The organism is Acinetobacter sp. YH12233, from assembly GCF_013417725.1.
GTDB lineage: Bacteria > Pseudomonadota > Gammaproteobacteria > Pseudomonadales > Moraxellaceae > Acinetobacter.
In genome coordinates this window covers 18,669-33,278 of record NZ_VPDK01000033.1, presented here as the reverse complement: position 1 = coordinate 33,278, position 14,610 = coordinate 18,669, and the positions used below count along the sequence as shown (strand labels likewise).

At 39.6% G+C, this 14,610-nt stretch carries 15 protein-coding genes; 10 read left to right on the top strand and 5 right to left on the bottom strand.

Going from position 1 to position 14,610, the window contains the following annotated elements:
- Positions 1–219: 219 nt before the first annotated feature.
- Positions 220–414 (bottom strand): exodeoxyribonuclease VII small subunit, encoded by a 195-nt coding sequence (xseB, locus tag FTV12_RS12900; RefSeq protein WP_005235956.1) that lies wholly within the window; start codon positions 412–414, stop codon positions 220–222.
- Positions 404–1,675, bottom strand: coding sequence for an exodeoxyribonuclease VII large subunit (xseA, locus tag FTV12_RS12895; RefSeq protein ID WP_180012372.1), 1,272 nt, complete (start codon positions 1,673–1,675; stop codon positions 404–406). Before xseA ends, xseB begins: the two co-directional genes overlap by 11 nt.
- Before the next feature lie 454 nt (positions 1,676–2,129).
- On the opposite strand from xseA, the gene FTV12_RS12890 reads away from it, so the two are divergent.
- The 8 genes from FTV12_RS12890 to gltS all read left to right on the top strand — a co-directional run bounded on the left by FTV12_RS12890 (position 2,130) and on the right by gltS (position 9,644).
- On the top strand, positions 2,130–2,576 hold the full coding sequence (locus FTV12_RS12890; RefSeq protein WP_004783808.1) for an I78 family peptidase inhibitor: 447 nt from the start codon (positions 2,130–2,132) through the stop codon (positions 2,574–2,576).
- A 112-nt stretch (positions 2,577–2,688) separates the two neighbouring features.
- Positions 2,689–3,048, top strand: coding sequence for a hypothetical protein (locus FTV12_RS12885; protein ID WP_004783806.1), 360 nt, complete (start codon positions 2,689–2,691; stop codon positions 3,046–3,048).
- A gap of 213 nt (positions 3,049–3,261) precedes the next feature.
- The gene (locus FTV12_RS12880; RefSeq protein WP_004783805.1) at positions 3,262–3,531 is read left to right on the top strand and encodes a hypothetical protein; all 270 of its coding nucleotides are present in this window, start codon (positions 3,262–3,264) and stop codon (positions 3,529–3,531) included.
- Between the two features lie 297 nt (positions 3,532–3,828).
- Positions 3,829–6,468, top strand: coding sequence for a bifunctional aconitate hydratase 2/2-methylisocitrate dehydratase (locus FTV12_RS12875; protein ID WP_004783803.1), 2,640 nt, complete (start codon positions 3,829–3,831; stop codon positions 6,466–6,468).
- 69 nt (positions 6,469–6,537) lie between these two features.
- Positions 6,538–7,245 (top strand): hypothetical protein, encoded by a 708-nt coding sequence (locus FTV12_RS12870; protein ID WP_179993009.1) that lies wholly within the window; start codon positions 6,538–6,540, stop codon positions 7,243–7,245.
- Positions 7,246–7,303: 58 nt separating this feature from the next.
- On the top strand, positions 7,304–7,987 hold the full coding sequence (locus FTV12_RS12865) for a hypothetical protein (protein ID WP_257218526.1): 684 nt from the start codon (positions 7,304–7,306) through the stop codon (positions 7,985–7,987).
- Between the two features lie 114 nt (positions 7,988–8,101).
- Positions 8,102–8,296, top strand: coding sequence for a hypothetical protein (locus FTV12_RS12860; RefSeq protein ID WP_179993012.1), 195 nt, complete (start codon positions 8,102–8,104; stop codon positions 8,294–8,296).
- Positions 8,297–8,420: 124 nt separating this feature from the next.
- The gene (gltS, locus tag FTV12_RS12855; protein ID WP_104484060.1) at positions 8,421–9,644 is read left to right on the top strand and encodes a sodium/glutamate symporter; all 1,224 of its coding nucleotides are present in this window, start codon (positions 8,421–8,423) and stop codon (positions 9,642–9,644) included.
- Positions 9,645–9,796: 152 nt separating this feature from the next.
- On the opposite strand, the gene FTV12_RS12850 is transcribed toward gltS, so the two are convergent.
- Complete coding sequence (locus FTV12_RS12850; protein ID WP_179993008.1) at positions 9,797–10,663, bottom strand: alpha/beta fold hydrolase; 867 nt, start codon at positions 10,661–10,663, stop codon at positions 9,797–9,799.
- A gap of 116 nt (positions 10,664–10,779) precedes the next feature.
- Between FTV12_RS12850 and FTV12_RS12845 the strand changes: the two genes are divergently transcribed.
- Complete coding sequence (locus FTV12_RS12845) at positions 10,780–11,238, top strand: hypothetical protein (protein ID WP_180034170.1); 459 nt, start codon at positions 10,780–10,782, stop codon at positions 11,236–11,238.
- A 108-nt stretch (positions 11,239–11,346) separates the two neighbouring features.
- Here FTV12_RS12845 and FTV12_RS12840 read toward each other — a convergent pair whose 3' ends face one another.
- Positions 11,347–11,562: a hypothetical protein gene (locus FTV12_RS12840; RefSeq protein WP_004783783.1), complete on the bottom strand. Its 216-nt coding sequence runs from the start codon at positions 11,560–11,562 to the stop codon at positions 11,347–11,349.
- A 593-nt stretch (positions 11,563–12,155) separates the two neighbouring features.
- Positions 12,156–13,442, bottom strand: a complete 1,287-nt coding sequence (brnQ, locus tag FTV12_RS12835; protein ID WP_159123164.1) for a branched-chain amino acid transport system II carrier protein — start codon at positions 13,440–13,442, stop codon at positions 12,156–12,158.
- A gap of 352 nt (positions 13,443–13,794) precedes the next feature.
- On the opposite strand from brnQ, the gene map reads away from it, so the two are divergent.
- Positions 13,795–14,589 carry a type I methionyl aminopeptidase gene (map, locus tag FTV12_RS12830; RefSeq protein WP_179993006.1) on the top strand — a complete coding sequence of 265 codons (795 nt, stop codon included), beginning with the start codon at positions 13,795–13,797 and terminating at the stop codon, positions 14,587–14,589.
- Positions 14,590–14,610: the final 21 nt, after the last annotated feature.

The following is a 14,610-nucleotide window of genomic DNA, read 5'->3' as shown; positions in this document are numbered from 1 at the left end:
AGTGAAGGTAAAGAATGTTGAAGGGTGCAATCTAAATTTTCAGATAAAGTCATAAAAAAATGAGCGTATTTACATACACTCATTTTTACTACATTTTACTAATATTTGCTTAACTGACTGGCATTACTCTAAATGAGGGCTTTTTTATAGGCAAGAGATTTAAAAATAGCCTAAGCATTTAAATCATCAGGCTATACTGATTTAAGGTATTTAATAAAATTAATCCTTAAAGGTCTCGTTTAGTGCATTCTGAACAGCTTCCACTCGAGATTTACAGGCTTTATACGCCTGCATAGACTCTTCAACGATTTTCATCAGATTATCAATATCTGGTTCTTGCTGAGATTCAAGTAATTCAGCATTCTTTTTCAAGATGTCATAGCCTTCCTGAAAGCTCAAAGTATCATGACTCATGGGGAGTTACCTGCGTAAGTTGTGCTGAAAATAGGCCATCGTGTAATTCAACCTGAACGGGTTGTTGGACATCAATTTGATGGATTGAACGAACCACATGTTCTTGCTGGCGCACAATGGCATAGCCTTTGGACAAAACATGTTTGGGATTTTGCAGCAGTGTTTCCCGCATCAGGGCATCTAGCTGCTGGTTAATCAGTTGGGTCTGTTGCTGGGCAAGGTTAGAGGTGTTGGACTTGAGCTGCTCTAAACGTTGCAAGGCATTCATAATCTGGTGATTGGCCAAATTTTGGATTAGCTTTAGATATTGCTCATTCTGGCTTTGATAAGCTTGAATTTGCTGTTGAGAAAGTCTCTGGATACTTTGCAGGTTATTTATAACTTCTTGCGTCAGCTCGACGACATGATTGCGAATTCCAGCAATCACTTTACTTGGTGTGTCGAAAGAACGATGAGCAATTTCATCCAGAATCGTCCTGTCTTTTTCATGACCAATACCAACCCAGACGGGAACTGAACGTTTGCAGAGCAGGGCAGCCAATGCATAGTCATTTAAATAAGCTAGATCATTGACTGCACCACCGCCACGAATGATTACGATCAGGTCAGGCGCGTTATGATAAGTTTGTGCCCACTGCTTTAAAGCTTGTGCCAAGCTTTGCATGATGCTTTGCGCTGCCGTATTTCCCTGAAAGGTCGCACTGTGATAGATAAATTCGCATACCTGAGCTTTTTGTAAAGCATCAGCATCTTTCTTGAAATCGCCCAGACCTGCAGCCTTTTCTGGAGCAATCACCAGAATCCGGTTTAGGTCAAAAGGTGTAGGCAGATTTTTATTGCGATTAATCAGACCTTCGGTTGTCAGTCTTTCTACAATCTGCTGATAACGTCGGGCTATATCTCCCAAGGTATATCCAGAATCAATCTCTACAATATTTAGGGAAAACCCATATTGCGGATCAAAGCTGGCTTTGACTTTGATTAAAACCTTAAGGTCCCGGCTTAGCTCAATACCACTTTCACGTTCAAATTGCGTCACAATTTTCTGTGCAGCAAATTTCCAGATGGTGGCCCGGCAACTGGCAATGACCTGATCATTGTCAGGATCTTTTTCTGCCAGTTCCAGATAGTAATGGCCAGCTTTGATATTTAAATTTCGAATCTCAGCTTTGACCCACACCGGTGTATCGAAAGTGATTTTAACTACTTCCTGAACCGTAGAAAGGTATTCTTTTAAGGAAAGCTGGAGATCGTCTTGCATGCCGAGATAAAGTTTAAAATTCAATCAAATATTAAATCAATATGATTGCTAGTACAAACACTAAGCTCAGCGCATAAAGAAGACTAGGATAAAAAACTGAGGCAAGAATTAGCTTAATAGTCTAAAAACAAAATATTAGAGTAATCCTTGGTTGATGAAAGGTAATAAACACTTTGTATAATAATGTAATGACATTGTCATCTTGAAGCCATTCCAATATTTAACTGAATCTAAATTTTAGTTAGTTTAAGAAAGAGATTACTTTTAAAAGCTAATTATTGATTGATATAAATCATAGGAAATAGTGAGAACTTAAATGGGGTTAAACCTAATGATATTAAAAAATGATCCTGCCGCTTTTTACAGAATTACAAACACTCAAGCCTTTTCAGATCTGACGCTATAAATGGAATATGCTACATTAAAGGCGAATTCCTTTAGAAGAATACCGCTCATGAAAAAAATAATTTTATCTGGTTTGTCCGGATTATTTGCATCCATCCTCCTTGCTGGTTGTAGTACAACCCAGTCGCCTGATTCAAACTCTGCGTCATTAGGAACAGCCAATCCAGCGAGTGCCTATTGTATCAATCAGGGTGGAAAGCTGGAAATCCGTAATGAAACTAATGGGCAAGTGGGCTATTGTCATATAAAAAATGGGCAAGTGGTCGAAGAATGGGAATATTTCCGAGCAAACCAGCCTAAATGTATCGCTGATCAGGCAGCTGCACTGGTGGGTCAATCGAATTTAACTGAAGCGCAAATCAAAGAAAAAACCAAAGCTCAAATGGTACGCATGGTTGCACCTGGCCAGCCTGTCACTATGGATTATCGTGAAGAGCGCGTGACGGTCACTGTAGATCCAGCCACTAAGAAAGTAGTTCAGGCCAGCTGTGGTTAAGATATGAAATGCTACTTTCGAGCAGGCAGTATCAATAAGAATAGGTAGAAATTTCATTTTAAATGACAAATCTGTGCTGATCTCTTATAGTGCCTCTCGGAAGGAGAAATTCATGAAAAAGTTATTTGCTTTATCGCTGATGGTTGCTCTGGTCGGCTGTGCAGAGAAAAAACCTTTAACCCCTGAAGAGCAGTGGCATGGCTATTGTCGTAGTGTGGGGAATGCTGCACGGACCATTATGCTGGATCGTCAGAATGCGATCGAGAAAGAAAAGGCTGTTGAGCATGCCAACAAGATTGATGACGACATTACTCGCGGTTTTATCCTGAATATTATCGATGAAGTCTATGCACTTCCGGAACAGGAAATTAAGACCGATGTAGATGCAGCCCGTGAGAAAGTCCGCGCTGAATTTACCGAAAAATGTATCGCCACACCGCATGATAAAATGCCAGATTACAAACCGTTCTAAGGAACGGTTTTTTATATTTAAATAAAACAAACTAAGAAATCATCATTCAAAATAAATAGTGGTTTATAGATATAAGAAAATTCTTCTAATAATAAAAATAGCCTAAGCAATATTAAATATAATTTGTGACAATTGCTAAATCTAAAATATAGAAATGCTTATCTTTATATTGAATAATGAATTTAACTCCAAAGCCTTGAGGAGAACAATAATATGGACGTCGTGAAGTATTTATATCACTCAGATCTGCTGTTAGAAGATGAAAAAGGATTGGCGATTATCGGTGGCGGACGCTATGTCCTGAGTGTAGGAGACAAGGTCGTGATTAAGCAGATCTTGGAGCAGGACAAAAAACGCTGTCTGGTCGAGATTTCCTTTGCCAGCAACAACCATAGTCAGACTTATGAAGATCAATGCGAATTAAAATTTGAGGGTTGTCGGGACGCTTTTCAGCAATATTTGAACTCGACGACAGTCCACTAAGGTGGAGTATCTTTTTCTAAGTAAATCAGGCAACATCGATGTTGCCTTTTTTATGCGTCAAATTTGGTTAAAAGTTGCCATATCTGTACTTAAATTATGCAAGGCGATGATGATTTGATTATTGAATGATCTTTATAAGCATCATTTAGTTATAAAATAATGAGCATCACAAAGAAACACTGTACTTGCATTAACTTTTAACTGGAATTTTAGTAAAATTTTAGAGTCCATATTATTTGTGAAGCTTTTATAAAGCAGGAATTCACAGGTAATTTTTTAAAAAAGAGGAATAACACCGTGCTAGAAGCTTACCGCCAACACGTTGAAGAACGTGCCGCACTCGGAGTCCCACCGAAGCCACTTGATGATGCTCAAACTGCTGCATTAGTTGAATTATTAAAAAATCCCCCAGCTGGTGAAGAAGCATACTTAGTTGACTTGCTTGAAAACCGTGTTCCAGCGGGTGTTGACCAAGCTGCATACGTAAAAGCTGCGTTCTTAGCTGCATTGGCAAAAGGCGAAGCGACTTCTCCACTAGTTTCTAAAGAACGTGCGGTTTACTTACTGGGCACTATGCTTGGTGGTTATAACGTTGCTCCTTTAGTTGAACTTCTAGAAGACGCAGAGCTTGGTGGTCTTGCTGCTGAAGCTTTGAAAAAAACGCTTCTTGTATTTGATGCGTTCCATGACGTAGCTGATAAAGCACGTGCAGGTAATGCAAATGCAAAAGCTGTTCTTCAATCATGGGCTGACGCTGAATGGTTCACAAACCGTGCAGACGTTCCAGAAGAAATCAAACTGACAGTTTTCAAAGTAACTGGCGAAACGAATACTGATGACTTGTCTCCAGCACAAGACGCTTGGAGCCGTCCAGACATTCCATTGCACGCAAATGCAATGCTGAAAAACGAACGTGATGGCATCAACCCAGAAGTTCCTGGTGAAGTTGGTCCATTAAACCAAATTAAAGATCTCATCGCGAAAGGCAACAAAGTTGCTTACGTAGGTGACGTTGTTGGTACAGGTTCTTCTCGTAAATCTGCAACTAACTCTGTACTTTGGTTCTTCGGTGACGAAATCGCTCACATTCCTAACAAGAAAGAAGGCGGTTATTGCTTAGGTTCTAAAATTGCTCCGATTTTCTTCAACACTATGGAAGACGCTGGTGCGTTACCAGTTGAAATCGACGTAGCAAACATGAACATGGGTGATGAAATCACTCTTAAAATCGACAAGGCTGCTGCTAAAGTAACTGCGTTCAAAGACGGCGCTCAAATCGCTGAAGCTGACCTTAAAACTCCAGTACTTTTAGACGAAGTTCGTGCGGGTGGTCGTATTAACCTGATCATCGGTCGTGGTTTGACAACTAAAGCACGTGAAGAGCTTGGTCTTGAGCCTTCAACTCTGTTCCGTACTCCAGTACAACCTGCTGACACTGGCAAAGGCTTCACCCTTGCTCAGAAGATGGTTGGTCGCGCTTGTGGTCTTCCTGAAGGTCAAGGTATCCGTCCAGGTACTTACTGTGAACCACGTATGACTACTGTTGGTTCTCAAGATACTACTGGTCCGATGACTCGTGACGAATTAAAAGACTTGGCTTGCCTAGGCTTCTCTGCTGACTTGGTAATGCAATCTTTCTGTCACACAGCTGCGTATCCAAAACCAGTTGACGTTCAAATGCAACACACGCTTCCTGATTTCATCATGAACCGTGGCGGTGTTTCTCTACGTCCAGGTGACGGTATTATCCACTCTTGGTTAAACCGTATGCTTCTTCCAGATACCGTTGGTACTGGCGGTGACTCACATACTCGTTTCCCAATCGGTATCTCATTCCCAGCGGGTTCTGGTCTTGTAGCATTCGCTGCAGCAACTGGTGTTATGCCACTTGATATGCCAGAATCTGTTCTTGTGAAGTTCAAAGGTAAAATGCAACCTGGTATCACTCTACGTGACCTAGTTCATGCAATTCCTTACGTAGCGATCCAAGAAGGTGACCTGACTGTAGAGAAGAAAGGTAAGAAAAACATCTTCTCTGGCCGTATCCTTGAGATTGACCTGACAGAAATGGAAACTGACCTGACTGTTGAGCAAGCATTCGAACTTTCTGATGCTTCTGCTGAACGTTCTGCTGCTGGTTGTGCGATCACTCTTTCTGAAGAGAAAGTTGCTGAATACCTACGTTCTAACATCACTATGCTGAAGTGGATGATTTCACAAGGCTATGGCGATGCTCGTACTATGGCGCGCCGTGTTGAGAACATGGAAAAATGGTTGGCTAACCCATCACTTCTTAAAGCTGATGCTGATGCTGAATACACTAAAGTGTATGAAATCGACCTTTCTACAATCACAGAACCAGTTCTTTGCTGCCCGAACGACCCAGATGATGCGAAACTTCTTTCTGACGTTCAAGGCGTGAAAATTGATGAAGTATTCATCGGTTCTTGTATGACTAACATCGGTCACTTCCGTGCAGCTGGTAAACTTCTAGACAAAGTACCTGGTGGTTCTTTATCTACTCGTCTATGGTTGGCTCCACCAACTCGTATGGACGAACACCAATTGATGGAAGAAGGTTTCTACAATACTTATGGTAAAGCTGGCGCTCGTACTGAAATGCCAGGCTGTTCATTATGTATGGGTAACCAAGCACGTGTAGCTCCAAACACTACTTGTGTGTCTACATCTACTCGTAACTTCCCGAACCGTCTAGGTCAAGGTGCTAACGTTTACCTAGCATCTGCTGAGCTTGCTTCTGTTGCTGCTGTATTAGGTAAATTACCTTCTCCAGAAGAATACCAACAGTACGCTGCTCAAATCGACAGTATGTCTGCTGACATCTACCAATACTTGAACTTCGACAAGATGAGCGAGTATACAGATGCTGCTAAAGACATCGATACCAAGAAAATTGCTGCTGCTCAATTAGCTTAATTGATCAAAAAGTAGTTTAGAATAAGGGCTGATTTATCAGCCCTTATTTTTTTATTTAGTATTTATAAGATGTACAAACTTATTTCGATTTTAAAAGAATTATCAGCACAACACGATATAAAAAATTATCATTGGGATATTCCCAAAAATTGCCCGATACAAATTCCAGATTATTTATCCTCAAACTTCGATAGAAATGTTTATCTCAAAGAACATTTCAATAAAGCCTTGAATAAAGGTGACTGTTTACCTGGTTATTATTGGATAATTCAAGAGTGGGGCGGGATTTCTTCTTTCAAACGTAATGAACTGAACGATGCCAAAATTTTGAAATTTTTAAAGGATCTTGAGGAAAAATCGCTTACTAAAGTATCTTTTGATCGTATTTCATCTTTTTCTAAAGTTGCTTCTTTCATTCAACCCAGTGAATACGTTATTTATGATTCAAGAGTGATTTATTCACTCAATTGGCTACTATTTAATTATGCATCTGAGTGGGAGCTGTTTAGTCAGCCACAAAGTCGAAATAGTGAGTTGATGAAATATGATATGCAAACAATATTTCGTCTGACAGGAAAGAGCCCTAAATACCGTAGTCATAAAAATGCTTATAATGAATATTGTGAGTTGATAAAAATGCTTTCTAAAGAAATCTATGAACAAGGTGGTAAGCCTTATTTGTTAGAAATGTTATTGTTTACTGTGGCACCAAATGCGATTGTAGAAGATATACAGAAAAAAGTTTCTCTAAAAATTGATTTAGAATTAACTGTTTAATTGAAAGATAATTTAAATAAGAAGTATGATTAGGGCTGACTTATGAACGCTTTTTTATATGAATAATCAATCTTGCTATATGTGTGATAATTTGGCGACAACAAAAGAACACGTGCCACCAAAATGCTTATTTCCAGAAAAAAAAGACTTAAAAGATATTAGTTTAGATTTAAGAAAAGGACTGATCAAAGTACCTTCATGTGTGAATCATAATTGTAAGAAGTCAGGTGATGATGAATATCTGTTGAATGTTTTATCAATGACAATTCAAACAGGTAAATATGGACTTTTAAATTTTGAAAGTAAGGTAATGCGTTCTTGGAGTAGAAAGGATCGAATATCTAAACTAAAAGAAAAATTAATATCGACAGCTAGAGCAGTAAAAATAAAAGATTCAGAGTCAGAAGATATTTTTGAAGCTTTGGAATTAACTGTAGATAGGGATAGATTGAAAGAAGTTTTAAGATGTTGTGCTCTAGGACTTTATTATTATGAATTTGGAAAGAGGTATAAGGGTTCAGTACACTCAACTCCTTTATTTTCACCAATCCCTGATAAGAATTGGATAGAACAACAAGGTCAAATGGAGGATTACTATTTTAATAAATTTAAGAATATTAAAAGAAAAGGAGATAATCCTGAGATTTTCCAATATGCGTTTTATCAAGATACATTTAATAATATGCTAGTAGTACTAATGTGGTTTTATGAAGGATGTAAAGCAATATCATTTTTCAGATAAGCATATATTTAAAAACTTCTACAAATTGCACATTTACTAAATATATCATGCAATTCAAATATTAAAAATTATTGAAAGTTGTCATAAAAGCCCAAACAATCTCGATTCCTCTGCATTGGTGGTTTCCTCAATGGAACTCAGGTTAAAGACCAAGGCGATAGCTTTGTCTGCGTCGAAAATGGTAAACAGGTGACTTACCATAAAAAGGAAATCTTCCATCAAGATGCTTGGGATCATGATTATTATGTTTGTGAAACTACGACTGACCAGCAAGCACGCAACTGGGTTTATGATATTCCACCACATTAATTGTCTCTATTCAGGCTGTAAATCAAACAATTACTAGAAACAATAACTTGCATAACATTTCTAAAATTGATTTTTCATACTATTTTCCTAAAACTGTATGAAAATAAAGCCAATAGGGAATATTATGAATTATGAAATCGATGCCTTTGGCACCTTGGTAATTGCAGTTTTTTTTCTTTTCATTGGGCGGTATCTGGTTAGTAAAATTGGCTTCTTTAGAAATTATAACTTACCCGAACCCGTAATCGGCGGTCTGATCGCAGCGATTACAGCTTTTATTCTCTATAAATTTTTTAATATCAGTGCCACATTTGACTCAGAAATCCAAACTATTTTGATGCTGATGTTCTTTACCTCTGTTGGTTTAAGTGCAGACTTTACCAAGCTCAAAGAAGGCGGGAAATCACTGCTGATCTTTCTGGTCTGTGTCATTCTATTTGTAGTTGTACAAAATGCGGTGGGTATGAGCTTAGCTACAGCACTTGGGCTTGATCCATTGATTGGTCTGATTGTTGGTTCTGTTACCTTAACAGGGGGTCATGGTACTGCCGGTGCTTGGGGTGAAGTTCTGGAAACTCAATATGGAATCCAGGGGGCAATTGTCCTCGGAATGGCAAGCGCTACTTTTGGTTTGATTATTGGTGGACTTGTGGGCGGTCCGGTTGCCAAATTCTTGATTAAACGCAATCAATTGGCAGAGACAGTAGCGCAAGAGACCAATGAGCAACAACTCGATACTAGCATCAACACCGCACCCTTCGAATATCCAAAGAAAACCCGGTTGATTACAGCCAGTAATGCAGTGTCGACTTTGGGGATGTTTGCGCTATGTATTTTTGTTGCGAATGAGATGACAGAGATCAGTCAGGGAAGATGGTTTGAACTGCCGACCTTTGTCTGGGCCTTAGGGACAGGGGTGATTGTACGTAACTTCCTGGAACATGTCCTAAAAGTCGATATCTTCGACCGTGCTATTGATGTATTCGGAAATGCGTCATTGTCTCTGTATTTATCTATGGCTTTACTGTCACTGCAACTTTGGTTACTGGCCGATTTGGCAGGCCCGCTCATTACCATTTTGTTTGCGCAGACAGCGGTACTGATTTTATTTACCGCAATTGTGACCTTTAGAATCATGGGAAAAAATTACGATGCCGCTGTATTGGTAGCAGGACATTGTGGTTTTGGTATGGGAGCAACACCGACTGCGATTGCCAATATTCAGGCGGTCACCAATAGTTATGGTCCATCACATAAAGCATTTTTGATCGTACCGCTGTGTGGTGCATTTTTTATTGATATTGTGAATGCTGTGGTGATTCAGAGCATCATTGCATTTTTCGGTTAAATTTTAATACAACTTTAAAATCATATAGACATGAAAAAGCCCCATGGTTAGGGGCTAGTCGTATGCACATCTGAGGCACATACTGTAAGAGGCTCATCTCATACTGAGCGTATTAAAGCACATTAACCTATCAATAGCCATTTAAATCATCTTTAGGCAGATAACTGTTGCTCAATGACTGGCCATAAGTTTTGATGTGAATTCTTGAACATCAGCATATGGCCAATCCCTTTATGACCATATTCTTGGGGCTTTAGCTCAATCATTTCTGTGGCTGCTTTTGGATATAAGCGCAGCAAGTCTTTGACATTCGCTTGAGTGGCGATTTCATCATCCGACGCCCAGATTGATGTGATCGGGCAGGTGATCTGAGCATGATAGTCATGTGCTGGTGCGATCTTTTTACCAATCGCATTAATTATATAACCTGGTTTACTACAAAATTCTGCCCATTCACGTGCCACATCTTTTGGCAGGTTTTCACCCATACCAATCGCTTGGGTTGGGCCATAGCCTTTAGTGATACGTGCCAATGGGAAAATGATATTGAACATCACTGGCGCTAGTAATTTGGTGCGGCCCCTTAAACCTTTAATATGACCCGTCGATCCGGCAATTGCCACGACTTTTTCCACTTTGACATAGTTTGGGACAATACCCAGCAGCTGTCCACCAGCACTATGACCAAGTAAGATGACCTTTGCTGCCTGAGTTTTAGCTAATAGCGCATCTATCGCAGCCGGAATGTCCAGTTGTCCCCATTGCACAATACTGGCTTTAGACTGCTTAACCGAACCTTTTAAAGATTCCCCAATACCTCGAAAATCAAATACCATTACGGCATAACCCTGAGTTTGCAACCAGCAGCTAAAAATATGATAAAACTGTTTGGTAATGCCAGTCGCAGGACAGATTAATATGGGAGATTTCTTACTTTCAGTCTCAGTGACTGGATAAAAACGTGCACTTAATTGATAGCCATCCTGGCACTTTAGAGTCAATGTTTCGAATTCAGACATGGGCTACACTATATTTTTGAATCAGAATGAATGCTTAAATTTACCTGACTTCTTCAAAGAAACTTGTTAAAACAATGACTAAAAAGTCAGTACGATGATAAAAACGGAATGAAAATATGCAGGGAATCGAACTTGATCTGGCAGTAAAGATCGCGATTATTTTTAGTGGAATATTCTTATGGGTGGGGATGTTAACCGGAGTATGGAAGTATTGGCAAATCCGCCAGTCTGTCAATTCACGGGCGCATTATTATGTGGATATTGCGCATCGCAGCAGTCTGCTTTATGCCCCTGCGACATTGATTCTGGCAGTATTGGCTTACTATTCAGCACTATTTTCGCAGATTAATTTGATCTGTGTATTGATCAATGTTCTCTTTTTCAGTTTCTCGATTAGTGCGTATATCTTGCATGGGTTTTTGAAAGACACCACTAATCAGTTTAAGCGACCGCATCAACTAGGTAAATTTCAGTTGCCGGGCGTGCTTATGACTTTGGCAATGTTAGGTTTAATTATTACAGAATTAGGAGGAACAAGTGTGCTTCTTTATGGGGCGGCGGTCGGATTATTCTAATTTTTTAATAGTTGATTTTATTTTTTGAGCTTTAAGCTCAATTTATTTCTTTTCTGCCAGATGGATGACTGGCCAGATCATCCACTGGGGTATAAATTTATTAATAAATTATCGGTATTTCTGGTCAATCACAGCCCATAAGAAAAAGGCTGCCGACACAATCAAGGCATAACCGACGTACTCAAATTTTAAATTGCCTTGAATTAAACAATGCACAATCAAGGTCAGCATAAGCGCAACCGTGGTGCTCAAGAAAGTCACCAGATTGGTATTTGCCTTAAGAGCGTCAATGAAGACTTGCTTTTTGAAATGTACTGATAACATCTCCATCCCTCCCGTTTATTTGTATTATTGAAGAGTAAATCTTATTGATTTAGTCTGAATTGAATATACAGTTGTACTTCTTAATTTCAACCTTTGCAACTATTTAAGTGAACTTTAACAGTTAAAAAAGGCCTCCTTTAGTCGTATTACTGCACTAATCAATGATTGCATCTGAATCATCACCGTTAACATTTCAGCGAGGGCAGTTCGACTGAAGTGTGCAAGTGACCAATCATTGCTACCATAGAGAAAAGCAAATTCTACGCCAAAAATTTGTAGAGATAATCCAGAGAATGTAAGTCTATGTAGGATGATGAAGGTGAGTTGGTTTAATCAGGAAACAATATGTTTAAAAAACAGTAAAATAGAGAGTTGTATTGATCTTCTGCTAAAGAATGAAAACGGAAGTAAGAAAGAAGCTAATTAAAATAATTGATTAAAAGTTTATAAAGCTTTCTAAAATACAATTTGGCTATGATGAGAAGGTTAGGGTGTAAACAATAAATGCCGGTTTGGGTAAAACCTGACAGATATTGATCACGCTAAAACCGGATTTTGGGTAAAAATACGATTTTTATGACCTCTTAGAAAGATTAATTTCTGATGCGGTCAATCACAGCGGCAATGACAAGAACAATAAGAGATGGAATCAGCCATGCCATATTTTGTTCAGAAAGCGGTAAGTTCTGTAGCAATTCAGGTAATTCAAGACCAGCAACTTTAAGCCCATCAAAAACACCGAAAATAAATGCAACCAGTGTAGTCGGTGCAACAACTTGAGCAGGCTTTTTAAAGAAATGACCGCAGAAGCTTAGCAGGATCACTGCAATCGCAGGCGGATAAATCGCGCTCAATACAGGCACAGACACGGCAATTAGTTTGGTCAAACCAAGATTTGAAATCACCAGCGAGAAGCCGACCAGTACAAAGACAAAGGCTTTATAAGGCAGTTTGGTAATAGAGGAGAAGTATTCAGCACATGCACAGGTTAAGCCAATCGCAGTCACCATGCAGGCAACAAAGATCATGGTGGCAAGGAAATAAGCACCCATATCACCAAAAGCATGTTGTACATAGGCATGCAGAATAATCGCACCATTCGCAGCATTAGGGGCAACATCATGACTACCTAAGCCTAGTTTAAACAGGCTGAGATACACCAGCGTCAAACCGATACCAGAAATAATCGCTGCATTGACTGCATATTTGGTAATCAGCTTGCGATCCGTTACGCCACGAGAAGTAATCGCACGCACAATCACAATACCAAAGACCAATGCACCTAAGGTATCCATGGTCAGATAACCATTAACGATGCCTTCAGTGACCGGACTTGTAACATAGTTACCCACTGCAGCAGGTGGTTTGCCGGCAGGAATCAATACTGCAGCACCGCCTAAAATAATCAATGCGATAATTTTTACTGGAGACAGGAAGTATCCAACTGTATCCAGAATCTTATTTGGATAAAGGGAAACCAGAGTCACTACAGCGAAATAGATCACACTATAGATCAGCAGATTGCTAGGTGCATTGCCAAAGTATGAAGAGAAGCCGATTTCATAAGAAACGGTTGCAGTACGTGGTGTCGCAAACAAAGGCCCAACCGTCAGATAACACACGACAGTCAATAAAAGACTGGCAGCTTTACCTAAAGGAGAACTTAAGATCTGGATTGAACCTTCAACACGTGACAATGCCACGATGGTGATGACAGGTAGGCCAACTGCCGTAATCAGGAAACCTAGGGCAGCTAACCATACATGCTCACCGGCTTGTTGAGCCACAATCGGTGGAAAGATAATGTTGCCTGCACCAATAAACAGTGCAAAGGTCATAAAACCTAAGGCCACAATATCTCTTGTACGGAGACTTGTCATAGAGGGAGAACAAATAAATAAAAGAAAGCGATTTTAGTGTATATATGATGATTTTTGGAGTTTAATTTAATGCCGAAAGCCTTGATTTTACTGATCTTGATGATCGGATAATATGAACTTTAAAAGCTTGGTAGAAATATATCTTTGATATTCAGTTAAAAAAATTATAATTTATTTTTAAATAAATAAATCATTTAGGCTCCATTTCATCATTTTAAGCTTATTGTTTGTATAAATAAGCAGCATTGAGATTCTCTAGAGCAAGTTTTAAGAATTGTCATGCAGAGCGAACAAATGCGCATCTTGGCTGAAAAAGGACTATAATTTCCCGATTCACCTTGAGGATAGATCCATGCGAGCTCCAGCGATTACTCTGAAAACCGAACAAGATATCGAAAAATTACGTATATCTGGGCGTTTGGCTGCACAGGTTTTGGAAATGATCGGGGAGCATGTCAAGCCGGGTGTCACAACTGAATATCTGGATGACATCTGTCATGATTTTATCGTCAATACACTAAAAGTGACGCCAGCTAATATTGGCTATTATGGTTATACCAAAACCACCTGTATTTCACCGAATGAAGTGGTTTGTCATGGTATTCCATCTCCGAATACGGTCTTGCAAGATGGCGATATTATTAATATTGACGTTGCGATCATTAAAGACGGTTATTTTGGCGATACCAGTCGAATGTATTATGTCGGTACACCAACTCCTGAAGCCAAACGTCTGGTCGAAACCACTTATGAAGCTATGGTTGCCGGGATTCATGCCGTTAAACCGGGCGCAACCCTAGGCGATATTGGTTATGCAATCCAGTCTGTTGCACAGCGTGAAGGCTACACCATTGTGCGTGAATATTGTGGTCATGGGATTGGTAAAATTTATCACGAACAGCCAAACATTCTGCATTACGGACAACCAGGTCAGGGCATCAAACTGGTACCCGGTATGGTCTTTACCATTGAACCTATGGTCAACATGGGTAAAGCACGTGTTAAAGAGCTGAAGGACGGCTGGACAGTCGTGACTGCAGATAAATCCTGGTCAGCTCAATGGGAACACATGGTAGTTGTAACCGACACAGGTTTTGAGCTGTTATCACCATGGCCAGAAGGCACTGGCGAGTATCCGGAAATTTAAATTATTTTTCATGTTATGCAT